Genomic DNA, 24,595 nt, shown 5'->3' with positions numbered 1-24,595 from the left:
CTTCAGGCGGCTTGCCCCCGCAGCAAGACCGGCGCCAGCGCGCGGCCCGAATGCGAGCCCGACGCCACCACCTGCTCCGGCGTGCCGGCCACGACGATGCGCCCACCGGCCGTGCCACCCTCAGGGCCCAGGTCGATGACCCAGTCGGCTTCAGCGATCACATCAAGGTCATGCTCGATCACTACCACCGAATGCCCGCCGGCCACCAACCGGTGCAGCACACGGATCAGTTTCTCGACATCGGCCATATGCAGGCCCACGGTCGGCTCGTCCAGCACATACAAGGTGTGCGGCGCCTTCTGGCCGCGGCGCGTGACGTCGTCGCGCACCTTGACCAACTCGGACACCAACTTGATACGCTGCGCCTCCCCGCCCGACAGGGTCGGCGAAGGCTGGCCCAGGGTCAGATAACCGAGGCCCACATCCTTCAGCAATTGCAGCGGGTGCGCGATATTGGGCATGGCCGCGAAGAACTCAACCGCCTCATCGACCTCCATCGCCAAAACGTCGCCGATGCTCTTGCCGCGCCAGCTGACGCCCAGGGTCTCGGGATTGAAGCGCTGGCCGTGGCACTGGTCGCAGAGCACCTTCACATCGGGCAGGAAACTCATCTCGATGGTGCGCATGCCCTGTCCCTCGCAGCCGGGGCAGCGACCCTCCCCGGTATTGAAAGAAAAGCGCGCAGGCGCATAGCCACGTGCCTTGGCCTCCAGCGTCTCGGCGAAGAGCTTGCGGATCGCATCCCAGAAGCCGATATAGGTGGCCGGGCAGGAGCGCGGCGTCTTGCCGATCGGTGTCTGGTCGACTTCCAACACCCGGTCCACCTGCTCGTGACCCTCGATGCCGGCGCAGCCAATCCATGGGTTGGGGGCGCGACGCAGCGGCACGGCCTGGGCCATATTGGCCAGCAGCACATCGCGCGCCAACGTACTCTTGCCTGAGCCGGATACGCCGGTGATCGCGACCAGGCGATGCAGCGGCACATCGATGCTGACTTGCTGAAGATTGTGCAGGGTCGCGTCGAGCACGCGCAGCTTCGGCGCCCCATTGACCATCTCGCGCCGCGCCTGCAACGGGTGAAGCAGCGGATGGGCGAGGAAGCGGCCGGTGATCGAGTCGGGCTGCAGCGCAAGGTCGGCCGCCGTGCCCTCGGCGACAACGCGGCCGCCGCGCTTGCCGGCACCGGGACCGATGTCGATGATGTGGTCAGCCCGGCGTATCGTGTCCTCGTCGTGTTCGACGACCACGAGGGTGTTGCCCTTGTCGCCCAGCGTGCCGAGCGCCTTCAGCAAGATCTGATTGTCGCGCGGGTGCAGGCCTATGGTCGGCTCGTCGAGGATGTAGCAGACGCCCTGCAGATTACTGCCCAACTGGGCGGCTAAGCGGATGCGCTGGGCTTCCCCACCGCTCAGGGTCGGCGCGGCGCGGTCCAGCGTCAGGTAGCCCAGACCCACCTCTTCGAGGAACTCGAGCCGGCCCTTGATCTCGATCACCACATCGCGGGCGATGTCGGCATCGCGGCCGCTCAGTTCCAGCGCCTCGACCCAGGCACGTGCATCCTTGACGCTCCAGCCGGCCACCGTGCTGATGGCCTGATCCTCGAAGGTCACAGCGCGGGCGGACGGGTTCAAGCGCGAGCCCTGGCAATCCGGGCAAGGCTGATCCACCAGGCCCTCGACCTCGGCCTCCTCGGACGGGAAGCTCTGCTCGCGGCCCTTGTTGTCCTTGTCCTGAACCGAATCATCCAGCGCCTTACGCTGCTCGCGGGTCAGGGCAAGACCTGTCCCCACGCAGCTGGTGCACCAGCCGTGCTTGCTGTTGTAGCTGAACATGCGCGGGTCAAGCTCGCCATAGCTGGTGCCGCAGCTCGGGCAGGCACGCTTGGTCGAGAACACCTTGACGCTGCCGATCTGGGTTGTGCTCTGGCCGTCGGCAATCGCCGCGTGCAGGCCGTCCAGCGGGCTCAACAGGTGCAGCACGCCTTTGCCCAGGTCCAACGCTTTCGCCAGCAGCTCGCGCAGCTGGGCCTCGTTGTCGGGGCGTATCACCAGATCGCCGACCGGCAGCTCCAGCGTATGTTCCTTGAAGCGATCCAGGCGCGGCCAGGGCGCCGTCGGCAGGAACTCTCCGTCGACACGCAGATGGGTGTGGCCGCGCGCCTTGGCCCATTTGGCAAGATCCGTGTACAGGCCCTTGCGATTGACGACCAGCGGCGCCAAAAGGCCCACATGCTGGCCCCTGTGATCGCGCAGCAGCTGGGCAGCAATAGACTCGACGCTTTGTGGCTTGACCGGCGTGCCGTCGTGGACGCAGTGTTGGACACCCAGCTTCACATAGAGCAGTCGCAGGAAGTGCCAGACCTCGGTGGTGGTGGCCACCGTGCTCTTGCGACCGCCGCGCGAGAGGCGCTGCTCGATTGCGACGGTGGGCGGAATGCCCCAGACCGCGTCCACCTCGGGCCGGCCGGCAGGCTGCACGATGGAGCGGGCATAGGCGTTCAGCGACTCCAGGTAGCGGCGCTGGCCCTCGTTGAACAGAATGTCGAAGGCCAGCGTCGACTTGCCCGAGCCAGAGACGCCCGTGATCACATTGAACTTGCCGCGCGGGATAGACACATCCACCGACTTCAAGTTGTGCTCGCGCGCATTGACGATACGGATGGATTCGTCCTGAGCCTTGCGGCGCGCCCGCACCACGGTCTGCAGCGGCACCCCCTCCTCCAACGCGAGTGCCGGCCGGTCCATGTGCGCGGCGTACTCGCGCAGCGCCAGCGCGGTGTGCGATGTCGGGTGGTCCTTGACCTCCTCAGGCGTGCCCTGGCAGACCAGCTCGCCGCCCTGCTCGCCGCCCTCGGGTCCGAGGTCGATCAACCAATCCGCAGCGCGTATCACATCGAGGTTGTGCTCGATCAGAATCAGCGAATGACCTGCGCTCAGAAGCTTTCGCATCGCCCGCATCAGCTTCGCGATATCGTCGAAATGCAGGCCGGTGGTCGGTTCATCGAACAGGAACAGCGTGCCTTTCTTCGCAACGGCCTGTCGAGTCTTGCTGGCGGTGCTGGCGGCTTCGGCCAGAAACCCAGCCAGCTTCAGGCGCTGGGCTTCGCCGCCCGACAGCGTGGGCACCGGCTGGCCCAGCTTGATGTATTCCAGGCCCACATCGACGATGGGCTGCAGTTTGGCGACGACCTCGCGGTCGTCCTTGAACAGGCCCACCGCCTCGCTGACGGTCAAGTCCAACACATCGGCCACGCTCAACTCGCGCGGGCCGCGCAAGAGCTTCACATCCAGCATCTCGCCGCGGTAACGGCGGCCATCGCAGTCGGGGCAGCGCAGATAGACATCAGACAAAAACTGCATCTCGACATGCTCGAAGCCCGAACCGCCACATGTCGGGCAGCGGCCGTCGCCGGCATTGAAGCTGAACATGCCGGCCGTGTAGCTGCGCTCGCGCGCCATCGGCGCATCGGCAAACAGCTTGCGCAATTCGTCGAAGGCACCGACGTAGGAGGCCGGGTTCGAGCGCGCAGTCTTGCCGATCGGCGACTGGTCGACGAAGACCGCGCCGGACAGCCAGTCGGCGCCCAGCAGCCGGTCATGGGTGCCGGGCGTCTCGGTGGCCAGGCCGAAATGGCGGGCCAGCGCCGGGTACAGCACGTCCTGCATCAAAGTGCTCTTGCCCGAGCCCGAGACGCCGGTAACCACCACCATGCGTTGCAGTGGGAACTCGACCGTGACATTGCGCAGGTTGTGTTCGCGCGCGCCCTCAAGGATCAGCCTCGGCGTGCTGGCCTCTACCAAGCGCTTCAACCCCATGCCCACATGCTTGCGCCCGCCCAGATAGGCGCCGGTCAAGGTGTCAGCGGCACGTATAGCCTCGGGCGTGCCGTCAAACACGATCTCGCCGCCCTTCTCTCCGGGGCCAGGGCCCATATCGATCAGGCGGTCGGCCGCCAGCATCACGGCCGGGTCATGTTCGACCACCACCAGGGTGTTGCCGGCATCGCGCAGTCGGTGCATCGCCTGCACGATGCGATTCATATCGCGCGGGTGCAGGCCGATGCTGGGCTCGTCCAGCACGAACAAGGTATTGACCAACGAGGTGCCCAGCGCCGTCGTCAGGTTGATGCGCTGCACCTCGCCACCACTCAAGGTGCGGCTCTGGCGGTCCAGCGTCAGGTAGCCGATGCCGACATCGACCAGATATTTGAGCCGGTTGCGGATCTCGTCGAGCAAGAGCTTAAGCGCATCGTCCAGCAGGGTGCTGGGCAGCTGCAACTCGTCCATGAAGGCGCGCAGCCGGTGGATCGGCAGCTGCATCAGGTCGTGCAGGTTCAGGCCCGGCAGGGCTTCGAGCTGGTCGCGCTGCCAAGCGACACCCATTGGCATGATGCGCTGCTTGGCAGGCAGCACCCTATCGGCCAGGGCTTTGGAGCCGACACGCCACAACAGCGCCTCGGTCTTGAGCCGCGCGCCGCCGCAGGTGCCGCAGGGCGTGTAGCTGCGGTACTTGGACAAGAGCACGCGGATGTGCATCTTGTAAGCCTTGCTCTCCAGGTACTCGAAGAAGCGCTTGACTCCGTACCACTGCTTGTTCCAGTTGCCGCTCCAGTTCGGCGAGCCCTCGACCACCCAGTCGCGCTGGGCCGCGCTGAGCTGCATCCAGGCAGTGTCGCGCGGGATGCCGGCCTCGCCGGCGTACTTCATCAGGTCGGCCTGGCAGCTTTCCCAGGCCGGCGTCTGCATCGGTTTGATCGCGCCGCCGCGTAGCGTCTTCTTCTCGTCCGGGATCACCAGGCCCATGTCGACGCCGATCACGCGGCCGAAGCCGCGGCAGGTCTCGCAGGCGCCCATCGCCGAGTTGAAGGAGAACAGCGGCGGCTGCGGGTCCTGATAACGCAGGTCGCTGTCAGGGCAATGCAGGCCGGTCGAATAGCGCCACAGCTCGGTCTCGGCCCCCTCCTCGGCCGAGACCGCGTAGATATTCATGCGGCCGCTGCCGCGCTTGAGGCTCAGCTCGATCGCCTCCATCGCGCGCTGCTTGTCGGCGCCCTGAATGCGGAAGCGGTCCGCCACAACGTCGAGCACCTTGCGCGGCCCGGTCGGCGTGCCCACCTCCCGTTCGGCCTGCACACGCGTGAAACCGCTGGCCGACAGCCACTGCTCGATCTGCTCGGGCGTGGTGTTTCCGGGCAACTCGACCGGGAAGGTCAGTATCAGTCTGGGATCAGTTGCAGCTGTTCGCGCCAGCAGTTCGGCGTATATCGTCTGCGCCGTGTCATGCCGCACACCCTGCGCCGTCTGCTTATCGAACAACTCAGCAGCACGGGCATAAAGCAGCTTCAGATGGTCGTTCAACTCGGTCATCGTGCCGACCGTTGAGCGCGAGGTCCGTACCGGGTTGGTCTGGTCGATCGCAATGGCCGGCGGCACGCCGTCCACCTTGTCCACTGCCGGGCGGTCCATCCTGTCCAGGAATTGGCGCGCATAGGCGCTGAAGGTCTCGACATAGCGGCGCTGGCCCTCGGCATAGAGGGTGTCGAACACCAGACTGGACTTGCCCGAGCCGCTCGGGCCGGTGACAACCGTCAGCTCCGCCGTGCGAATGTCCAGATCCAGATTCTTCAGATTGTGTTGACGCGCGCCGCGTATGCGGATCAGACCTTCGGACATTGCTTGGCAGCCTTGGCAGGGAGGAGACCGGACATTCTAGGGAGCGAGCGGCACAATCCTGTCAGGAGGGCCGATGTCAAGGCCCGCAGTGCAGGGCCCCTGGGCGTTGCGCTGGGACGCTCGACAGGCAACAATTGACCCCACGCCCGGACCTCCACCCAAGAAATAAGGGATAACCCTTAAATCCAAGGAGGCGCCGGGGGCCCGGTGGCGATAGGCTTGGGAGCCACATCGCCGGCGGGATGCACCGCAGGTGCCGGGAGTTCAGCGACGGGATGGATGGGAAGCTTCGAGGCTTATCAATCAATGCAAACAACAACCCTCATCAATATCCACAGGCCGGGCCTGATGGCGCCGCTGCTGGCGCAGCCGGGCCATGAGTCGGGACCGCTGAGCCCGGGCGAGCACAACGACGCCTCACGGCCGCAACAAGCCACTGCGCTGCCCACCGTGCTGCTCGTCGAGGACAACCACATCAACCAGGTCGTCGCGCTGGAGTTCCTTGCCTTGATGGGGGTCCAGAGCCGGCTGGCGAAGAACGGCCTGGAAGCCGTGTCGCTGTGCCTGGAATCGCCGCCCGATCTGGTACTGATGGACATCCAGATGCCGGGCATGGACGGTCTCGAATGCGCCCGCCGTCTGCGCGAGCTGCAGCGCGAAGGCCAGCTGCCCGCCTTCCCCATCCTGGCCCTGACCGCCCACGCGTTGGAAGCCGATGTGCTGGCGAGCATGGACGCCGGCATGGACGAGCACCTGACCAAGCCGCTGGACTTCGTCGCGCTTCGCACCCGGCTGCATCGGTGGCTGAAGTTGCCGGGGTTGAATTGATCAAGGGATCCGGGCGCGGTTCCAACGTCGCCAAGATGTCAGGGACTCAACACAGTCCTGACATCATCTCTTGAACCTGTCTTGAAGATCGGTTTTCTTGATGTAGCCCCAGACCTTCTTGGAGGCAGCAGGCTGCGCAGCGGGCGTACCCTTGCGGGGTGGCGCCACTTCCTCGGCAGGCCAGAGCGCTTGGGCCACGGGCATCTTGCCGATCGCTTGCTGCTTCGCTTTGACCATATCGCCAGCCTCCTGCTTCGACCGGCTCGCCCCCAGCGCAGCCGCCTTGCATTTATAGGCGATGCGGCCCGACTTGACACCCGCTCGACTGCCGCCTCACATCCCACAGAAAAGCCGCTCCGCCAGCGCGAACTGCTCTGGAGAATCGGGCGTCAGCGCGTGGCCGCAGCCGGCAATCGTCGCGATCACCGCGCGGGGCAGCGGGTGCGAATCGCTTCGCCGGTTCCGGCCGTGGGCAGCTCACGGCCTTCGCCGCGCGGGCACTGCAACGGCAGTTCGAGGCTGTCCCAGGCGCCCCCAAGCTCGTAGTCCTGCGGGTGATGGCTGAACAGCTGGACCATGGCCGGGCCGTGATGCGGGCTGACGCAGCCGTCGGGCAGACGCCGCACCGAAGCCTCGGTCAGACGGCGTTATTGCGCATCAGCGCGCCAGCCATCCAGACAGTCACGCCGGCGCCACCATCTAGATCTTGAACACCGCCACCGTCGCCGTCAGCTGCTGGGCCTGCTGTTTCAGCGACTCAGCAGCCGCCGCGGTTTGCTCGACCAGGGCGGCGTTTTGCTGGGTCATGTCGTCGAGCTGGGCCACCGCCTGGTTGATCTGCGCAATGCCCTCGGACTGACCGGTGCTGGCCTGGCTGATCTCGCTGACGGTGGTCGTGACCCGCTGCACCGCGCCAAGGATGTCGCCCATGGTGTCGCCAGCACGGCTGACCTGCTGACTGCCGGCCGAGACTCGCTCGGTCGAATCGGTGATCAGGGCCTTGATCTCCTTGGCCGCCTGGGCCGAGCGCTGAGCCAAGCTGCGCACCTCGGCCGCGACCACCGCGAAGCCCCGTCCCTGTTCGCCGGCCCGGGCCGCCTCGACAGCGGCGTTCAGCGCCAGGATATTGGTCTGGAAGGCCACGCCGTCGATCACACTGATGATGTCGGTGATCTTGCGGCTTGCGTCCGAGATGCCGTCCATCGTCCGCACCACCTCCTGCATCGCCGCCGCGCCGGCGCGGGCCTGGCCGGCGGCCGTGTCGGCCAGTGCATTGGTTTGGTCGGCAGCCTGGGCCGAGTGGCGCACCTGCTGAGTCAGCTCCTGCATCGAGGCCGCCGTCTGCTGCAGATTCGAGGCAGCCTGCTCGGTGCGCGACGACAGATCCTGGCTGCCCAGCGCCACCTCGCTGGAGGCATGGCCGATCGACTCGGTGGCCTCACGGATCGCCCCCACCAGCTCGGTCAAGCGCTTTTGCATGGCCACCACCTCGCGCAGCACCAGGCCCAGCTCATCGGGCCGGCCGGGTTGGATGTCAGCACGCAGATCGCCACCGGCCACCGCGTGCATCAAGGCCTGCATGCTGGAAAGGCGCTTGCGCAAGCCGCGCACGAACAGCTCCACCCCTCCCAGCGCAAGGCCGCCGGCCAGCAGCACCAGCACCAGCGTGAACACCGCGTCCTGGCGCGCCACGGCCTTGACGTCGTCGACATAGACACCCGAGCCAATCACCCAGCCCCAGGGCTCGAAACCGAGCACATAGCTGCGCTTGGGCTCAGGGTCCTTGGCGCCGGGCTTGGGCCACAGATAGTCGACATAGCCGGAGCCGCTGGCCTTGACCACTTCGACAAACTCGATGAACAGGCGCTTGCCGTTCGGGTCCTTGTTCTGACTCAGGTCCTGGCCATCGAGCTTGGTGTTGATCGGGTGCATCACCATGCGCGGGCTCATGTCATTGATCCACAGGTACTCGCTGCCCGAGTAGCGGATCTTGCCAATCGCGGCCGCCGCGGCGGCCTTGGCCTCGGCCTCGGGCATCGCGCCGGACTTGGCCTTGTCGTAATGTTCGCGGGCGATCTTCTCGCCAAGCTTGACCTGATCCACCGTGGTCAGCATCTTCACACCCAACAGACTGCTCGAAGCCCGGTAGGTCAGCAGCAGCACCAGGGCCACGAAGCCGAGCACCACCACCAGCACCGCCAGGCGCAAACGGGTGGCCAACATCAGATTGCCCATGACTGTCCCCTTCTCATCGTCGCGATCACCGCGCAGCCACTATGCGTGTAAGCGTCGGCCCGGCGCAAGGGCGAGACGCGCACAAACAACTGATCTCGGGTCGGGTCGCCCCTTGGCTCGGTTTTAAGTCACAAGCGCCGCCGATATCGCGGCTCGGAGCCCCCTCGGGTCTACCCCGATGCGGGGTCTGCACAAGGCTGTAATTATGTAATCACCAATTTGCCTTAGCCCATGAACAGCTCCGATCTTCCCCTGCGCGGCAGCTCGATGCACGATGCGGTGGCGGCGCGCCTGCGCGCGATGATCTTCGAGCGCGAGCTGGCGCCGGGCGCGCTGGTCGACGAGAGGGCGCTGGCCGAGCAATGGGCGATCAGCCGCACGCCGCTGCGCGAGGCGCTGAAGGTGCTGGTGGCCGAGGGGCTGCTGGAGCTTGTACCGCGCCAGGGCTGCCGCGTGATCGAGATGCACGACGCCGACGCCAACGATCTGTTCCCGGTGATGGCGATGCTGGAAGGGCGCTGCGCCTTCGAGGCCACGCGCAAGGCCACGCCGGCCCAACTGCTGCAGTTGCAACAACTGCACGACCAGCTGGAGCTGGCCGCGCAGGTCGGTGACATCGACGGCTACTACCGCGTCAACCATGTTTTTCACAGCCTGCTGCAGACCTTGGCGGCGAATCGCTGGCTGGAACGCGCCACCGGCGACCTGCGCAAGTTCCTGCGCTTGCTGCGCGGCCGACAATTGAAGTCGCCGGGCCGGCTGCAGGCCTCGCTGGCCGAGCACCGCCGCCTGCTGGCCGCACTGCTGGCCGGCGACGCAGCCCGCGCCGAGGCCGAGATGCAAGCCCATCTGCTAGCCCAGCTGAGCGCCTTGCAGGCGATGAGCCACACGGCTCCCGCGGAGGTGAACCATGTTGGATGAGCTCAGACAGGCCTCGGCGCTGCGAGGGCTCAGACGCCAGCAGCGTCAGGTGCTGATCGATGCACACCGCCTGCTGTCCGAACGCGGCGAGGCCAACAGCCTGGGCCAGGCGCGCGAGCTTCTCGACAAGATCGCCAAGCTGCCCCCCGAGGGGCTGGATGAGCTGTTCGAGCGCCTGAGCCTGGACTTCAACCCCGATCCGCAGGCCGTCCTGGTGGCGGCCCAGGCCTATGCCGAGCAGCCCAATGCCGCCCACTTGCTGGCACTGACTCGTGCCAGCGAGCCGCCGCGCCAGGAACTGTTTCGCCGCCTCAACCGTGCGCCCGGCGCCACCGGTGTGCTGGTGCGGCTGCGCCGCAATCTGCTCAGCGGCTTGGCCAAACATCCGGAGTGGCGCAGCGTAGAGTCCGATCTGCTGCATCTGTTCGGCTCCTGGTTCAACCCGGGCTTTTTGCAGATGCGACAGGTCGATTGGAACTCGCCGGCCCAGTTGCTGGAACAAATCATCCGCCACGAGGCGGTGCATGAGATCGACGGTTGGGACGATCTGCGGCGCCGCCTGCAGCCGGACCGACGCCTGTTTGCCTTCTTTCACCCGCAACTGCCGGACGAGCCGCTGATCTTTGTGGAGGTAGCGTTGCTGCCGCAGATGCCGGCCGCGATCGGGCCGCTGATCGACAAGAAGGCCGAGACCGCGGCGCCGGACAAGTTCAAGGTCGCGGTGTTTTACTCGATCAGCAACTGCGAACCCGGGCTCAAGGGCGTGTCGCTGGGGAACTTTCTGATCAAGCGGGTGGCCGAGCATCTGCAGCGCGAGCATCCGAAGCTCAAGACTTTCTGCACCCTGTCGCCGATCCCCGGGTTTGCCGCGTGGCTGCAGCGCAGCGGCACTTCTTCCAACTTTGGAGCCGATCTGAACCAGCTGAAGAAGCCGCAGCTTGAGCGCGCCCGCGAAGCCCGCGAACTGCTGCTGCAGGCCAGCGGCGGCGATCTCGCCAAGCTGAGCCAGGCCGACACGCTGGCGCGCCTGGACAGCGCCGCACAGCAGGCGCTGCAGCGCCTGGCTGCGGTCTATCTGGTCGGCCAAACCACCGGAGTGCAGGGCGATCCCGTGGCGCGCTTTCATCTGGACAACGGCGCCCGACTGGAGCGGCTCAACCCGATGGGCAATCGCGCCGCCAAGGGACTGAAGCAAAGCTGCGGCATGATGGTCAACTATCTGTACGACCTCGGCAAGATCGAGGGCTATCACGAGGCTTTCACTCAGGGCGAGATCGCCTACTCGCGCGGCGTCGCCGCGCTGCTTTGATCCCTATCCACAAGCCGTCACACGCGGCAATTACAGGAGACAGACCGATGAAGCAAACCATGACACGCCGCTGCTTGCTGGCCGCCGCCGCCATCTTGGCCGCCACAGGCGTCCAGGCCCAGAGCTGGCCCAGCAAGCCCGTCACCTGGGTCGTGCCCTTCCCGGCCGGCGGCGGCACCGATGCCTTCGCCCGCCCGCTTACCGCCGTGCTCAGCAAGCAGACCGGAAAGCAGTTCATCATCGACAACAAGGGCGGTGCAGGCGGCACCGTCGGCGCCGGCATCGCCTCCAAGGCCGCTCCCGATGGCTACACCTTCTTTATGGGCGCGGTGCATCACGCGATCGCACCGTCCATGTATCCCAAGCTCGAGTACAAGCTGGAGGAGGACTTCGTGCCGGTGGCCCTGATCTCCAGCGTGCCCCAAGTCATCGTCGTCAACCCGGCCAAGGTGCCGGCCACCGATTTGAAGGGCCTGCTGGAATTCATCCGCAAGAACCCGGGCAAGCTGAACTACGGCTCGGCCGGCAACGGCACCTCACACCATCTGGCCGGCGAGCTCTTCAAGCTGCAGACCAAGACCTTCATCACCCACATCCCCTACCGCGGCGCCGGCCCGGCCCTGCAGGACCTGATCGCCGGCCAGGTGGACATGATGTTCGACGGCCTCGGCTCGTCCGCCACGCACATCAAGAGCGGCCGCATCAAAGCCCTTGCCGTGGCGGCCAACAAGCGTGCGCCCGGCTTCCCCGATGTGCCGACCAGTGTCGAGGGCGGCGTGCCGACCTACCAGGTTGCCACCTGGTACGGACTGTGGGCACCCAAGGGTACGCCCAAGGACGTGATCACCGCGATGCAGGGCGAGCTGCGCAAGGCCTTTGCCGACGAGGCCATCAAATCGGCCTGGAATGGGCTGGGTACAGAGGTGCCCAGCATGTACGGCGATGCCTTCGGGAACTTCGTCAGCAGCGAAGTCAAGCGCTGGGCCGAGGTCGTGAAAAGCTCTGGAGCGAAGCTGGACTGAGTCAGATGAAGAATGCCAACGTCTTCGCCGCGCTTCGCGCGGCTTTCCCGGCTGCTCTGGATGCCGTGGCCGTCGAATGCGCTGATGGCCACGGCCTGAGCTACAGCTGGCGCGACATCGAGCGCGCCACGGCGATGATGGCCAATTTGCTGGCCTCGCTGGACCTGCCGCCGGGCAGCCGGATCGCTGTGCAGACGGAGAAGAGCGTCGAGGCGCTGATGCTGTACCTGGCGGTGTTGCGCGCCGGCTACGTGTTCCTGCCGCTCAACACCGCCTACCAGGCCGCCGAAATCGAGTATTTCATCGCCAATGCCGAGCCGGCCGTGGTGGTTTGTGCCGGCAAGAACTTCGGCTGGGTGTCGAAAATCGCTTTCAAGGCCGGCACGCAGAACGTCTTCACGCTCAATGAGGACCGCACTGGCACCCTGTTGGACCGCGCCGCCGCAATGAGCGACCAGCACCAGCCGGCAATCAAGCGCGCCGATGAGCTGGCCGCCATCCTCTACACCAGCGGTACGACCGGCCGCTCCAAGGGTGCGATGCTCAGCCACGGCAATCTGCTGAGCAATGCGCAGACGCTGAAGGACTACTGGGGGTGGCGACCGGGCGATGTGCTGATCCATGCGCTGCCGATCTTCCATGTGCACGGCCTCTTCGTCGCCTCGCATGGCGCGCTGCTCAATGGCAGCAAGATGATCTGGTTCAGCAGGTTCGACCCCAGAGCGGTGATTGCGCGCTTTTCCGAGGCCACGGTCTTCATGGGCGTGCCGACGCTGTACGTGCGCATGCTGGGTGAGGCCGCGCTAACGCAGGCGGCCTGCAAGTCTATGCGCCTGTTCATCGCCGGCTCGGCGCCGCTGCTCTTGGAGACCTTCAAGGACTGGCAGACCCGCACGGGCCACACCATTCTGGAGCGCTACGGCATGAGCGAGACCGTGATGCTCACCTCCAACCCTTACCGCGCCGAGGATGGAGATCGCTTGGGCGGCACGGTCGGCTTCGCGCTGCCGGGTGTCGGCGTGCGGGTGCGCGACGAGCAGGGCCGCGACTGCGGACACGAGGAGATCGGCAATATCGAGGTCAGCGGCCCCAATGTCTTCTCGGGCTACTGGCGCATGCCCGAAAAGACCAAGGAAGAGTTCACGGCCGATGGCTGGTTCAAGACCGGCGACGTCGGCAAACGCGACGCACGCGGCTATTTCACGATCGTCGGCCGCAGCAAGGACCTGATCATCTCGGGCGGCTACAACGTCTACCCGGCCGAGATCGAAGGCTACATCAACGAGATGGCCGGCATCGCCGAATCGGCGGTGATCGGCCTCCCCCACCCTGACTTCGGCGAGGGCGCTGTGGCCGTGGTTGTGGCCAAGCCCGGGGCGCAGCTGGACGGCGAAGCCATCATCGCGGCGCTGAAAAGCAAAATAGCCAACTTCAAGATCCCGAAAAAGGTCTTCGTCGTTGCCGAGCTGCCGCGCAACACCATGGGCAAAGTGCTGAAGAACCAACTGCGCGAGCAGCACAAGACGCTCTTTGCCTGATGGACCCGACGCCGTCACCCGCCGCTGCCCTCAACGAGACCTGTCCGCGCTGCGGCGGGCCTTTCCACTGCGGCGCCGGCGAGGCGAGGTGCGACTGCTTCGATCTGCGCCTCTCGCCGGAGCTGATGAGCCAGCTGCGCGCCAGCTACCAGCGCTGCCTGTGCATTGCCTGCCTGAAGGCCTTGCAGGAAGGCGCGTCGGTGCTGCATCCCTCCTGAGGGTGTGGCGCCAAAGCGCCAGAACGCCTTGCCGAAAATACTAGGGTTTACGAGAATGCCGCACGCCTCCCACAAAGGGGGCGTTTTTTCGTTTAAGCAGTCCAAAACAATCCCTCGGAGGAATCCTCTCATGAAGAACATCATCGCCCTGGCCCTGGCCGCCACCCTGGCAGCGCCGGCTTTTGCCGCTTCCGACTTCTACATCGGCACCGATGTCGGCCAGACTCGAATCCACGAAGAAGGTGTCAAGGTCAAGAGCACCGGCATCAATGTCTATGGCGGCTACCAGCTGACCCCCAGTGTCGCGTTCGAAGCCGGCTATCGCAATCTGGGCAGCGACACCGTCCAGGGCGTCAAGATCAAGGGCTCGGCCGTGCAAGCCTCGGCCCTGTTCCTGGCTCCGCTGAGCACCGACTTCAGCCTGTTCGGTCGCCTGGGTGTCAATCGCGTCGAACTCAAGGCTTCGGCCGCCGGCAATAGCATCAAGGACAGCGAAACCAAGGCCTTCTTCGGTATCGGTGGTCGCTACGCGCTGAACCAGCAAGTCGGCCTGCGCGTTGAGTTCCAAAAGCCCCATAGCGATGTCAAGGTCTTCTCGGCCGGTATCGACTTCCGCTTCTGATCGTTGGCGTCCTGCCGGGCAAGGTCCTGGCAAGACCTGACACCAGGCCCGCAGCTGTAACAGGCTGCGGGCCTTTTGCCATGCTTGGCACAATGGGCGCACGATGAGCTCAACCCTCGATACAGCAGCTCGCGCGGCATCCCAGTCAGCGCCCGGCCGCTGGCTCGATTCGCGGGCCGGCCAACGCCTGCTCGCGGCCGGGCCTTTTGTCGCGCTGGGCCTGGTGCTGCTGATGCTGTGGGGCGTGGTGGCCTGGTTCTCCATCGCCTACCCGCAGCGGCTGATGGACGAGTACAAGCGCGAGTTAGCCAGCCAAACCGCCGCCGCGTCCGCCCAGACCGAGGCGGTGCTGCGCGATGCCGAGGGCAATCTGCGCACCCTCGATCTGTGGCTGCTGACCCGCAGCCGCGGCGACCCGCTCAATGATGCCTCGCTCATCCAGCTTGCCGAAACCCTGCGCGGCACCTCGCGCGAGCTTGTCGACGTGATGCTGGCCAGCGCCGATGGTCGCATCTACCGCCTGCCGGCCCAGCCGGACCAGCCCTTTGCGACCCTGCCCGAGGCCGACTTCATTACCTTGCTGGCCTCGCCCGAGGCCGAGGGGTCGATGTTGGGAGCGCCGCTACAGCTGCGCGCTGGCGGCCCGATCTATCTACCGCTGGCGATGCGCATGAGCGCGCCGATCGGCGAGCTGCACAGCCTGGTGGCCATGATCGACACCCGGCGCCTGACCGAGCTGCTGCGGCCTTACTCGCGTGGTGACGAGAGTGCAGTGGCACTGCTGCGCCGCGACGGTCTGGGCCTGCTGCGCGTGCCCGAGCTGGTCGGTTTCGTGGGGCGCGATCTGTTTGCCGGTGAGCCCAAGCGCCGCCAATCGCTGGCGGGCGCCAGCGGCAGTTTTGTCAGCAGCGGTGCCGCCACCGACGGCCTGGCCCGGCTGGTCAGTTTCGAGACGCTGGAAGACTTCGGCATCCAGGTGCTGCTGGCCCAGGGCCTCAGCGCGACCCTGGGCAACCATGCCGAGCAGCGCAACCTGCTGCTGACACTGAGCGCGGTCATCTCGGTCGCGGCTTTGCTGATCACGCTGATGCTGGCCCGCATGCAGCGGGCCGCGCGCGAGCGCGACGCCGCACTGCTTGCCACCAGCAATGCCTCGCCGCTTGGCCTGTTTCGCTGCGACGCCCAGGGCCGCATCGTCTACGCCAACGAGACCTATCTGCGCCTGCATGGCTTTGGCGCCGAGCGGCAGGAATGGGGCTGGCTGGAGATGGTGCCCGAGGCCGAACGGGCCCAGGTGCGAGAGCGCTGGCGCGAGCGCATCGGCCAGGGCGAGGCCATCAATGCGATGCGCCAGTTGCTAAGACCCGACGGCCACCAACGCCTATTCTCGGTGCGCACGGCGCCGCTGCGAGTCAACGGCCGGGTGGTCGGCGCAGCCGGCACGGTCGACGATGTCACCGAGCGGGTCGCGCAGCGCCAGGCCGAGCTGACCCTGGGCGCGATCTTCGACCGCACGCCGGACTATGTCTGCCAGTTCGACACTGAGGGCCGGCTGCGCTATCTGAACCCGGCCGGCCGGCAGCGCCTGGGTCTGTCGCCGGATGCTGCGCTGGACGGGCTGGACTTTCGGCGCTTCATGCGCAGCATCGAGCAGCGCGGCTTTCTCGACGCGATACCGACCGATGCCTTGCAGCAGGGCTATTGGCAGGGCCGCAGCGAGGTTCTGGACCTTCAGGGCCGGAGTGTGCCGGTGGCCAACACAGTGCTGGTGCATCGCGACGAGCGCCAGCAGATCGAGACTGTCTCGGTGCTGCTGCGCGACATCTCGACGCAGGTGCAGGCCCAGCACGAACGGGAGCGCAGCGAGGCGATGCTGAAGGCTGTGGCCGAGGCCGCGGCAACGATGATTGCCGTGCTGGACTGCGAGCAGCGCCTGCTGTTCTTCAACCGCGCCTTCGCTCAGCGCTTCCAGATCGAGCGGGCCCCCTGGCTGGGCCGCCCCCTGAGCGAGCTGCTGGGCGAGGCCGACTATGCACTGAGCAGGCCGCTGATCGAGGCCGCACTGGCCGGCCGCGTCGCCTATCTGGAGAAGCGCTATACCGACCCACCGCTGGTCATCGAGCTGCACTATGCGCCGTTGCAGCTTGAGAGCGGCGAGATCGAGGGCGTGATCAGCATTGCCCGCGACATCACCGAAGTCCGCACCGAAGAGGCGCGGCTGCGCGACGCCTCGCAGACCGACCCTCTGACCCAGCTGCTCAACCGCAGCGGCTTCGCGCTACGCGCCGATGAGCAGCTCGCCCATGCGCGTCAGCACAACAGCCTGCTGACCCTGCTCTATCTGGACCTGGACCGCTTCAAGCCAATCAATGACCAGCACGGCCATCCCGTGGGAGATGCCTTGCTGAAGGCGGTGGCGGGCCGGCTGCGCCATGCGCTGCGGCCGCAGGATCTGGTGGCTCGGCTGGGCGGCGACGAATTTTCGGTGCTGCTGCCGGCCCTGCCCTCGGCAAGGGATGCCGAGGCGGTGGCAGCCAAGCTGCTGCGAGTTTTCGCCCAGCCATTCAGCATCGAGGCGCTGGAGCTCAGCATAGGCGTGAGCATCGGCTTTTGCGTGGCCGCCGGCGGCTCGGCCGATCTGGACACCATGGTGGCCGAGGCCGACGCCCGGCTCTACGAGGCCAAACGAGCCGGGCGTGGCTGCTATCGGGGCGGCCCAACTACAGCAGCGCCGCCACCCGTTTGACTCTTTGCAGCGCCAACTGCAGTACCCGCGCGTCACTGCTGGCGCGATGACGGCGCAGGTTCTGCTCAGCCCGCACCTGCAGGGTCGTCTCGTGCCAGCGCGCCGCCTCAGCTTCGCTGAGCAGCATGCGCAGATCCTGCAGCTTGAAACCCGGCACTTGGCCGGTGCTCTCGAACAGCCGCGCCAGCCAGGGATAGTCATGGCCCCAGCCGTCGCAATAGACGGTCTGGCCATGCAGGCGACGGTTGATCTGTTGGGCCACCCAGTCGGCCGGCTTGCCGCGGCTGTGCAACACATCGCGGCTGATGCCGTGCAAGGCCTCGGCCTGCTCGTCCCAGTGCTGCCAGTCAGGCAGCGGCTGAATCAGGCTGCAGAACAGCGCCCCCTCGGGCTCGACGAAACCGACTTCGATTGGATAGCTGCCGCGGCCGAATCCGGAGGCTTCAACATCGAGAACTGTGGGCGGCAGCATGGTGGGGGTGTAGGACCTCGGCCCGAGCATGCTATGCCTCGCCGCAAGAATCAAGCCTTGTTTTCCGGGGGATGCCCCGGGCTTCAAGCGGCAAGCAACTGGCCCATGCGCAGGCGCTGGCCGCTGCCCACCTGTAGCGCCAGGCCCGGCGGCAGGAAGACGAGGATGGTCGAGCCATGCTGGAACCAGCCCATCTCCTGGCCCTTGCGATAGCTAGCATCGCAGGGCAGCTCATGCGGGCCGGCATAGCCGGTGTGCAGCAACAGGTCCAGCGCATGCAAACGCAGGCTGGACACCAGGATGGCCGCCACCGGCACCAGCGCAATCGGCCGACCATCGGCCAGGCGGGCATGCAGCGCGGCACGCTCGTTGCGGCAGAACAGGCGCTCGATGCGCTTGAGCGCAATTGGGTTGACGTTCCAGGTGTCGCCGGCGATGTGAGTCACATGCTCAACGCGCAGATCGGCTGGCGCATGGAAGCGGTGGTACATCGCCGATGTCAGGCGCAAGGTGACGAAGCTACCCTCGAGATAGGGCGCGGCGCGCGCGGCATCGCCGAACAAGTCCTCGATACGGTACGCAAAGCCCTTGGCCTGGTAGAGCTGGCCGGCCTCGACACGGCCGCAGGCGCCGACGATGGCATCGCAAGGGCTCAAGAGGGCGCCGGGCTCGGTGTCTAATGGCCGTGCACCGGGCTTGAGCTCACGGATGAAACAGTCGTGCAGGCTGCGAAAGCGGCTGTGCTTCGCGTCGCTGAGGTCCAGCTCGGTGAAAAGCCGCCAAACAGCGATCGACAAACGCGCTAGCAGCGGGCTTTCGATGCGGCTGAAGCGCCCCATCCAGCGGCTGACCGCGATACGGGGAATCCGGTTGGTCAGCAAGAAGTTCAGATCCTCCTGCAGCAGCAGGCGGTCGCGCCAGCGGGTGGCGGCGGCTTGAATGGCTTTCATCAAGGAGTCAAGAGCCTGGGTTACAGATGCAGTCTGCCCGTCCTCTGTGACATCTCGATGGTGAGCCGTGATGATTGAGACCCTGCCTGTTCTTCAGCTGACCCTGATTGCCGCTGCTGCTGCCGCCCTGCTCGCTGCGTTGCCACGCGCGCGCCAGCGCCTGCAGCTCTCACGCGCCAAGCACCGCTCGTTGGCCGGCCATTCGCGCATGGCCAAGCGGGTGGCCGGCTTGCTGCCCGGCTATGCCTATGACGAAGCACGCTTCTTCAGCGCCGATGCCGCCCCCGCCGACGTGCAGGAGCGGCGCCGCGCCGGCTTCGCCGCGCTGGCTGCCGAACTCAACAGCCGCCATACCCGGAGCATCGCGCTGACGGCCGAGGCCCGCGAGGCCATCTCAGATCTGCAGTTCACCGGCGCCTACCGCGTGCCCTTCCAGTTCAGTCCCTATCTGCGCGAGCACCTGAAACTGGGCAGCTTCATGCAGGCCAGCGACGGTCCGCGCCTGACCGATCTGGACGGCCATAACTATTGGGACCTAAGCGGCAGCTACGGCGTCAATCTGTTCGGTCACGAGTTCTACAAGCGCAGCATCGCCGAGGGCAGCGCGCGGGTGGCCCAGCTCGGGCCGCTGCTGGGTGCCTACCACCCGGTGGTGGCCGACAACGTCGCGCGGCTGCGCGAGATCTCGGGCCTGGATGAGGTGAGCTTTCATATGTCGGGCACCGAGGCGGTCATGCAGGCGGTGCGCTTGGCTCGCTATCACACGCGACGCAGCCATCTGGTGCGCTTTTGCGGCGCCTATCACGGTTGGTGGGAGGACGTGCAGCCCGGCCCCGGCAACCCGCAGCCGCCGCGCGACACCTACACGCTGAAGGACATGGACGAGAAGAGCCTGCAGGTGTTGCGCACGCGGCGCGACATCGCCTGCGTGCTGGTCAACCCGCTGCAGGCCCTGCATCCGAATCGCGGCGCGCCGGGCGACTCGACCCTGGTGGACAGTTCGCGCAGCGCCGGTTTCGACCGCGCCGCCTACACCGCCTGGCTGCAGCAGCTGCGCCAGGTCTGCAGCGAGCGCGGCATCGTCTTGATCTTCGACGAGGTCTTTGTCGGCTTCCGGCTCGCGCGGGGCGGCGCGCAAGAGTACTTCGGTGTCCAGGCCGATATGGTCACCTATGGCAAGAGCCTGGGTGGCGGCCTGCCGGTGGGCGTGGTCTGCGGCAAAGCCGCGCTGATGAAACGCTGGCGCGAGGAGCGGCCGGCAGACATCTGCTTTGCGCGCGGCACCTTCAACGCCCACCCCTATGTGATGGGCGCGATGGCGGTCTTTCTCAATCATCTGGAGCAGCCCGAGGTGCGGGTCCTCTACCGCAATCTGGATGCGCAGCAGGACGCGCGCGCCGCGCGCTTCAACCGCCTGATGAGCGAGGCCGGGCTGCCGCTGCGTGCCGCCCACCTGTCCTCGATCTGGACTCTGACCTTCGAGCTGCCCTCGCGCTACAACTGGATGCTGCAGTTCTATCTGCGTGAGCAGGGGCTGTGGCTGTCCTGGGTCGGCAGCGGCCGGCTGATCTTCAGCCTGGACTACAGCGAGGCCGACTTCGACGAGGTCTGCCGCCGCTGCCTGGCCGCCGCCCGGCGCATGCAGCAAGACGGCTGGTGGTGGCAGGGCGAAGGGCTCAGCAACAAGACCATCAAGCGCCAGATCCTCAGGGAGATGCTGGCCGAGCGGTTCTGAAGGCAGGGCAGGTCAAGCGGAATGCCGGGCGCATCGGGTGAAGGAGTCCGCTCCCGATACGCCCGGCAAGCGGCCGTGTGCGTTGCGCACGATAAGCATCAGCCTCGCTCGGCGGCATGTCCCATCGGATCGATCAGTTCGCCGCGCAGCAGGTGCAGCGGCGCCTTGCGGTAGAGCATGATGTCGTGGAAGGGGTCGGTCAGTATCTTGCTCATCCACACCAGGCCGGTCTGCACATCCTTGATGATGAAAAGGTGCAGGGTGCGGAACAGCAGGCCGGCCACACCCAGCCACAACCACATCATCCCGACCTGGCGCACAAACTCCAGCGGCGCCTCGGCCGGCTCGAATGCACCCAGCAGGGTCGGGTCGATATAGAGCAGCAGCGGCGAGGCGGCCCACAGCGCCATCAGCACCACCTTGCGCTGCAGGTTGTAGCCGACCTTGATTTCTTCCTTGTGCTCGTGCGTAGCCTTGTTCACATGGTCGTAGCCTTTGGGCTCGAAGAAGAAATGGCCAGCCTGGCGGCTGGTCATCGAGACCAGCCAGCCGATCAGCGCGGCCACCGCCGGGTCCTTGAACAGCATCAGATAGGCCAGCACAAAGCTCAGCGCGCTGAGCAGGTGCAGCGACTGGTTGATGCGGCTGTGGTGGTAGTAGCGGTGGTCATCCCAGCGCTGGATCTCGAGTGCCTTCAAAAAGTCTTTCACCGTCGCTCCTGTTGAACCCGCGCGCCAAGCGCGTGCGTGGCGGGATGGTGACGATGCTTTGTGAAATGTGGGTGACGGTCCGGACGGCGCGCTGCGCACCAGCGGCACTTTCCGATGCCCGCAGTTCAAGGCATCATCTGGCCAGCAATCACAAGCACCCACCATGCCCCTGCTCTTCTCCTACGGCACGCTGCAGCAAGACAACGTCCAGCTGTCCACCTTCGGCCGGCTGCTGGGCGGGCGGGCGGATGACCTGGTCGAGTTCGAGATGGCGATGCTGCGCATCGAGGATCCGGACGTCATAGCAACCAGCGGCAAGACGCACCACCCCATCGTCAAGTTCAACGGCGATGCGGCCAGCCGGGTGCCGGGCACGGTGTTCGAGATCAGCGAGGCCGAACTGGCCAGCGCCGACCGCTACGAGGTCGCGGCCTACAAGCGGGTGCTGGCCAAGCTCTCGTCGGGGCGGCAGGCCTGGGTTTATGTCGATGCACGTTTCGCACCGCCGGACTGAATGAACGGTCGCACCGCGCTGCGCGCCGCCACGCCGGCCGACGCCGCCAAGATAGCCCAGCTCTATCTGGGCTCGCGTCGACACTTCCTGCCCTATGCGCCGCTCGCGCACAGCGACGCGGACGTGCACACCTGGATCCGCGAGCACTTGCTGCCCTCGGCACAGGTCACGCTGGCGCTGGACGGCGGCGAACTTCTTGGCTTTATCGCAAGCACCAAGGGCGATGCGTGCCAGTGGGTCGACCACCTCTATCTGCGCCCCGCCTCGGTCGGCCTGGGCATAGGCTCGGCCCTACTGCAACCCATCATCGCCGGCCAGACCCGGGAACTACGGCTCTACACCTTCCAGCAAAACCTCGGCGCGCGGCGCTTCTACGAGCGTTTCGGCTTCGTGGCCATCGCGTTCAGCGACGGCAGCGGCAACGAGGAGCGCTGCCCGGATGTGCTCTACGAAAGGCCGGCGGCAGCGATGCCGCGCTGAACCGTCATCTCGCCGTCATCGAAGCGCCGCAATCCCGGCCCATGATGCACAGCATGAGGCTGCCCGCGCACACCGATATCGAGGTCGACGAGGCCCCGCCGCTGCAGCGTTTTCTGCGCGTGGCCATCGTCACCGAAACCTATCCCCCCGAGGTCAACGGCGTGGCCCGCACCATCGCCTGCCTAGTGGAAGGCCTGCGTGCGCGCAACCACGCGGTGCAGCTGGTGCGGCCACGCCAGTTAAAGGGTGAGCAGTCGGATGACGACGACGAGCGCTTCCACGAGGTGCTGATGCGCGGCCTGCCGATCCCGCGATACCCGCATCTGCGCATGGGCGTGGCCTCGAAGAAAAGCCTGGTCAATCTGTGGACGCTGCGCCGCCCCGACATCGTCCACATCGCTACCGAGGGCCCGATGGGCTGGTCGGCGCTGCAGGCCGCCAGCTACCTCAAACTGCCGATCTGCTCGGACTTTCGCACCAATTTCCACGCCTACAGCAAGCACTACGGCGTGGGCTGGCTGCACAAGCCCATCATGGTCTATCTGCGCAAATTCCATAACAAGACGCAGTGCACGATGGTGCCGGACGCCGGCCTGCGCCAGCAGCTCGACGAGCTGGGCTTCAAGGGCGTCAGCGTGGTGGCGCGCGGCGTCGATACCGCGCTGTTCAACCCCCTGCGGCGCAGCGCCGCACTACGTGAGGGCTGGGGTGCAGGCGCCGACGATCCGGTGGTCATCCATGTGGGCCGGCTCGCGTCAGAGAAGAACCTTGCCACGCTGGCCGACGCCTTCGAGGCCTTTCGCCAGGTGCAGCCGCACGCACGCCTGGTGCTGGTCGGCGACGGGCCGGCACGCAAGCAGCTGCAGGAGCGCCTACCCGAGGCGATCTTCGCCGGCATGCGCCATGGCGAGGACCTGGCCGCCCACTATGCCAGTGCCGATGCCTTTATCTTCCCCAGCATCACCGAGACTTTCGGCAACGTTACGCCCGAAGCCATGGCCAGCGGCCTGGCAGTGCTGGCCTATGACTATGCGGCCGCGTCCCAGCTGATCAAGCCCGGCCACAATGGTCTGCTAGCGCCCTTCGGCAACGGCCCCGAGTTCCTGAAACAGGCCACGCTGCTGGCGCGCGCGCCGGCGGCCCTGCGCGCGATGGGCCAGGCCGCGCGACTGACCGCCGAGGCGCAGAGCTGGGCCGGTATCGTCGCCAATGTCGAGACCATCTACGCGGCGGTGATCGACGGCCGGGCCCTGCCCGCCACGCCGGCGCGCGCCGACATCGCGGCAGCTCAACCCGGTTGCTGAATTCCGATTGAGGCTCGGCGCCAGCGCATCAGCGCGAGCATCACCAACGCGATCAGGCTGCCGAACACCGTCATCAGCGGCAGCAAAGGCGCGTCCAGCGCCAGCGCGCCGGCATACAGCGCCAGCATGCCCAGGATGCTCAGGTTCTCATTGAAGCCCTGAACGGCGATGGAGCGCCCGGCCGTCAGCAGCTGGTAGCCGCGATGCTGCAGCAGTGCGTTCATTGGCACCACCAGCAGGCCGCCGACCGCTCCTACAAGGGCCAGCAGGGGTAGGGCCAGCGCAAAGGAATCGACCCAGGCCAGCCCCGCCATCAGCAAGCCCAGCAGCACACCCAGCGGCAGCACCCGCAGCGCCCTCGTCAGCGGAACCCAGCGCCCGGCCGCAGCGGCGCCGAGCACCACGCCCACAGCCACCACCGCCTGCAGATAGGCGCTGCGGTCCAGCCCTAGCTGCAAGACCTGCTGGGCCCAGCGCAGCACCGCGAACTGCAGCGTCGCACCGACACCCCAGAATAATGTCGTCACCGCCAACGACACGCCACCCTCGGCATCGCGCCAAAGCGCGCGGTTGGCACGCAGGAAGTCGCGCAGCAGCGCCCCGGGTCGCAGGCTGGCGCTGCGGGCATAGCGCGCGCCGCTGTCCGGCACACCCAGCTGCGCCACGGCGGCCAGACCGTAGAGCAGCAAAAGCAACGCCAGCGAGGGGCTCAGGCTGGACAACAACCCGGGCAGCGACACCAGCGAAGCCAGCATCGCACGCAGCCCGTCGCTGACCAGCACCCCACCCAGCACCGTGCCCAGCAGCGCCGCGCCAACGATGGACACCTCCAGCCAGCTATTCGCCGCCACCAGCTGTCGCGGTGCCACCAGCTCGGTCACCAGCCCGTACTTGGCCGGCGCATAGCAGGCCGCGCCCAGGCCGACCACCGCATAGGCCGCCACCGGATGCAGGCCGGCCAGCAGTGCCACCAGACCCAGCATCTTGACCCCATTCATCCAGGCCATCAGCCGCGCCTTCGGCAGCGCATCGGCCAGCGGCCCGACCCAGGGCGCCAGCAGTACATAGGAAATCGTGAACGAGAACTTCAAGAGCGGCGCCCACCAGGCGGGCAGGCCCTGCTCGTGCAGCAGCGCGATCGTGACGATCAGCAGCGCGTTGTCGGCAAGCGCCGAGGCGAACTGCGCGGCGATCAGCAGATGAAAACCCGGCGGCATGCGCATGGCCACCATTGGCGCTGACACAGATGCCAGGGCGATGACGCCGACGTGACGCTTTCGCGACGGCCTCGCGGCCAGATCGACCGGTAAGACCTGTCA

General features: G+C 66.4%; 20 protein-coding genes. 12 read left to right on the top strand and 8 right to left on the bottom strand.

All coding sequences use genetic code 11. The annotated features are described in order from the left end of the window. Positions 1–2: 2 nt before the first annotated feature. Complete coding sequence (uvrA, locus tag OOZ63_RS14410) at positions 3–5,672, bottom strand: excinuclease ABC subunit UvrA (RefSeq protein ID WP_266006230.1); 5,670 nt, start codon at positions 5,670–5,672, stop codon at positions 3–5. Positions 5,673–5,978: 306 nt separating this feature from the next. On the opposite strand from uvrA, the gene OOZ63_RS14405 reads away from it, so the two are divergent. After that, positions 5,979–6,500: a response regulator gene (locus tag OOZ63_RS14405; RefSeq protein WP_266006228.1), complete on the top strand. Its 522-nt coding sequence runs from the start codon at positions 5,979–5,981 to the stop codon at positions 6,498–6,500. 63 nt (positions 6,501–6,563) lie between these two features. Here OOZ63_RS14405 and OOZ63_RS14400 read toward each other — a convergent pair whose 3' ends face one another. From OOZ63_RS14400 to OOZ63_RS14390, 3 genes are all read right to left on the bottom strand, one after another. Next, the gene (locus OOZ63_RS14400) at positions 6,564–6,737 is read right to left on the bottom strand and encodes a hypothetical protein (protein WP_266006227.1); all 174 of its coding nucleotides are present in this window, start codon (positions 6,735–6,737) and stop codon (positions 6,564–6,566) included. A 185-nt stretch (positions 6,738–6,922) separates the two neighbouring features. Continuing rightward, entirely contained in the window at positions 6,923–7,078 is a 156-nt protein-coding gene (locus OOZ63_RS14395) for a hypothetical protein (protein WP_266006226.1), read from the bottom strand. Positions 7,079–7,199: 121 nt separating this feature from the next. Further along, on the bottom strand, positions 7,200–8,735 hold the full coding sequence (locus tag OOZ63_RS14390; protein ID WP_266006225.1) for a methyl-accepting chemotaxis protein: 1,536 nt from the start codon (positions 8,733–8,735) through the stop codon (positions 7,200–7,202). Positions 8,736–8,966: 231 nt separating this feature from the next. On the opposite strand from OOZ63_RS14390, the gene OOZ63_RS14385 reads away from it, so the two are divergent. From OOZ63_RS14385 to OOZ63_RS14355, 7 genes are all read left to right on the top strand, one after another. Next, positions 8,967–9,656 carry a GntR family transcriptional regulator gene (locus tag OOZ63_RS14385; protein WP_266006224.1) on the top strand — a complete coding sequence of 230 codons (690 nt, stop codon included), beginning with the start codon at positions 8,967–8,969 and terminating at the stop codon, positions 9,654–9,656. Further along, positions 9,646–10,965, top strand: coding sequence for a malonyl-CoA decarboxylase (locus OOZ63_RS14380; RefSeq protein WP_266006223.1), 1,320 nt, complete (start codon positions 9,646–9,648; stop codon positions 10,963–10,965). Before OOZ63_RS14385 ends, OOZ63_RS14380 begins: the two co-directional genes overlap by 11 nt. Before the next feature lie 59 nt (positions 10,966–11,024). After that, positions 11,025–11,987, top strand: a complete 963-nt coding sequence (locus OOZ63_RS14375; protein WP_266006222.1) for a Bug family tripartite tricarboxylate transporter substrate binding protein — start codon at positions 11,025–11,027, stop codon at positions 11,985–11,987. A 5-nt stretch (positions 11,988–11,992) separates the two neighbouring features. Continuing rightward, positions 11,993–13,525 (top strand): malonate--CoA ligase, encoded by a 1,533-nt coding sequence (locus tag OOZ63_RS14370; protein ID WP_266006221.1) that lies wholly within the window; start codon positions 11,993–11,995, stop codon positions 13,523–13,525. Beyond that, a complete protein-coding gene (locus OOZ63_RS14365) occupies positions 13,525–13,743 on the top strand; it encodes a cysteine-rich CWC family protein (RefSeq protein ID WP_266006220.1) in 219 nt (72 codons plus the stop codon). Before OOZ63_RS14370 ends, OOZ63_RS14365 begins: the two co-directional genes overlap by 1 nt. 130 nt (positions 13,744–13,873) lie before the next feature. Continuing rightward, entirely contained in the window at positions 13,874–14,365 is a 492-nt protein-coding gene (locus OOZ63_RS14360; protein ID WP_266006219.1) for an outer membrane beta-barrel protein, read from the top strand. A 103-nt stretch (positions 14,366–14,468) separates the two neighbouring features. Further along, complete coding sequence (locus OOZ63_RS14355; RefSeq protein ID WP_266006218.1) at positions 14,469–17,111, top strand: bifunctional diguanylate cyclase/phosphodiesterase; 2,643 nt, start codon at positions 14,469–14,471, stop codon at positions 17,109–17,111. On the opposite strand, the gene OOZ63_RS14350 is transcribed toward OOZ63_RS14355, so the two are convergent. Further along, positions 17,086–17,583 (bottom strand): hypothetical protein, encoded by a 498-nt coding sequence (locus tag OOZ63_RS14350; protein ID WP_266006217.1) that lies wholly within the window; start codon positions 17,581–17,583, stop codon positions 17,086–17,088. The genes OOZ63_RS14355 and OOZ63_RS14350 overlap by 26 nt on opposite strands. 83 nt (positions 17,584–17,666) lie before the next feature. Then, positions 17,667–18,533 carry an archaetidylserine decarboxylase gene (gene asd, locus OOZ63_RS14345; RefSeq protein ID WP_266006216.1) on the bottom strand — a complete coding sequence of 289 codons (867 nt, stop codon included), beginning with the start codon at positions 18,531–18,533 and terminating at the stop codon, positions 17,667–17,669. A gap of 70 nt (positions 18,534–18,603) precedes the next feature. On the opposite strand from asd, the gene OOZ63_RS14340 reads away from it, so the two are divergent. Continuing rightward, positions 18,604–20,268 (top strand): aminotransferase class III-fold pyridoxal phosphate-dependent enzyme, encoded by a 1,665-nt coding sequence (locus OOZ63_RS14340; RefSeq protein ID WP_266006215.1) that lies wholly within the window; start codon positions 18,604–18,606, stop codon positions 20,266–20,268. Between the two features lie 98 nt (positions 20,269–20,366). Here the strand turns inward: OOZ63_RS14340 and OOZ63_RS14335 are convergent, their stop codons facing one another. Beyond that, positions 20,367–20,978 carry a hypothetical protein gene (locus OOZ63_RS14335; protein WP_266006214.1) on the bottom strand — a complete coding sequence of 204 codons (612 nt, stop codon included), beginning with the start codon at positions 20,976–20,978 and terminating at the stop codon, positions 20,367–20,369. A 163-nt stretch (positions 20,979–21,141) separates the two neighbouring features. Between OOZ63_RS14335 and OOZ63_RS14330 the strand changes: the two genes are divergently transcribed. The 3 genes from OOZ63_RS14330 to OOZ63_RS14320 are packed head-to-tail and all read left to right on the top strand — an operon-like array spanning position 21,142 to position 23,276. Then, a complete protein-coding gene (locus OOZ63_RS14330; protein ID WP_266006213.1) occupies positions 21,142–21,492 on the top strand; it encodes a gamma-glutamylcyclotransferase family protein in 351 nt (116 codons plus the stop codon). Continuing rightward, positions 21,493–21,972, top strand: coding sequence for a GNAT family N-acetyltransferase (locus OOZ63_RS14325; protein WP_266006211.1), 480 nt, complete (start codon positions 21,493–21,495; stop codon positions 21,970–21,972). A 53-nt stretch (positions 21,973–22,025) separates the two neighbouring features. Beyond that, positions 22,026–23,276, top strand: coding sequence for a glycosyltransferase family 4 protein (locus tag OOZ63_RS14320; protein ID WP_266006209.1), 1,251 nt, complete (start codon positions 22,026–22,028; stop codon positions 23,274–23,276). On the opposite strand, the gene lplT is transcribed toward OOZ63_RS14320, so the two are convergent. Further along, a complete protein-coding gene (gene lplT, locus OOZ63_RS14315; RefSeq protein WP_416234737.1) occupies positions 23,261–24,493 on the bottom strand; it encodes a lysophospholipid transporter LplT in 1,233 nt (410 codons plus the stop codon). The two genes, OOZ63_RS14320 and lplT, sit on opposite strands and share 16 nt — an antisense overlap. Between the last annotated feature and the right edge of the window lie 102 nt (positions 24,494–24,595).

The sequence above is a fragment of the Paucibacter sp. PLA-PC-4 genome (assembly GCF_026241155.1).
Taxonomy (GTDB): domain Bacteria; phylum Pseudomonadota; class Gammaproteobacteria; order Burkholderiales; family Burkholderiaceae_C; genus Roseateles_E.
The sequence above is the reverse complement of the archived record's forward strand: the minus strand, read 5'-3'. Positions and strand labels throughout refer to the sequence as shown.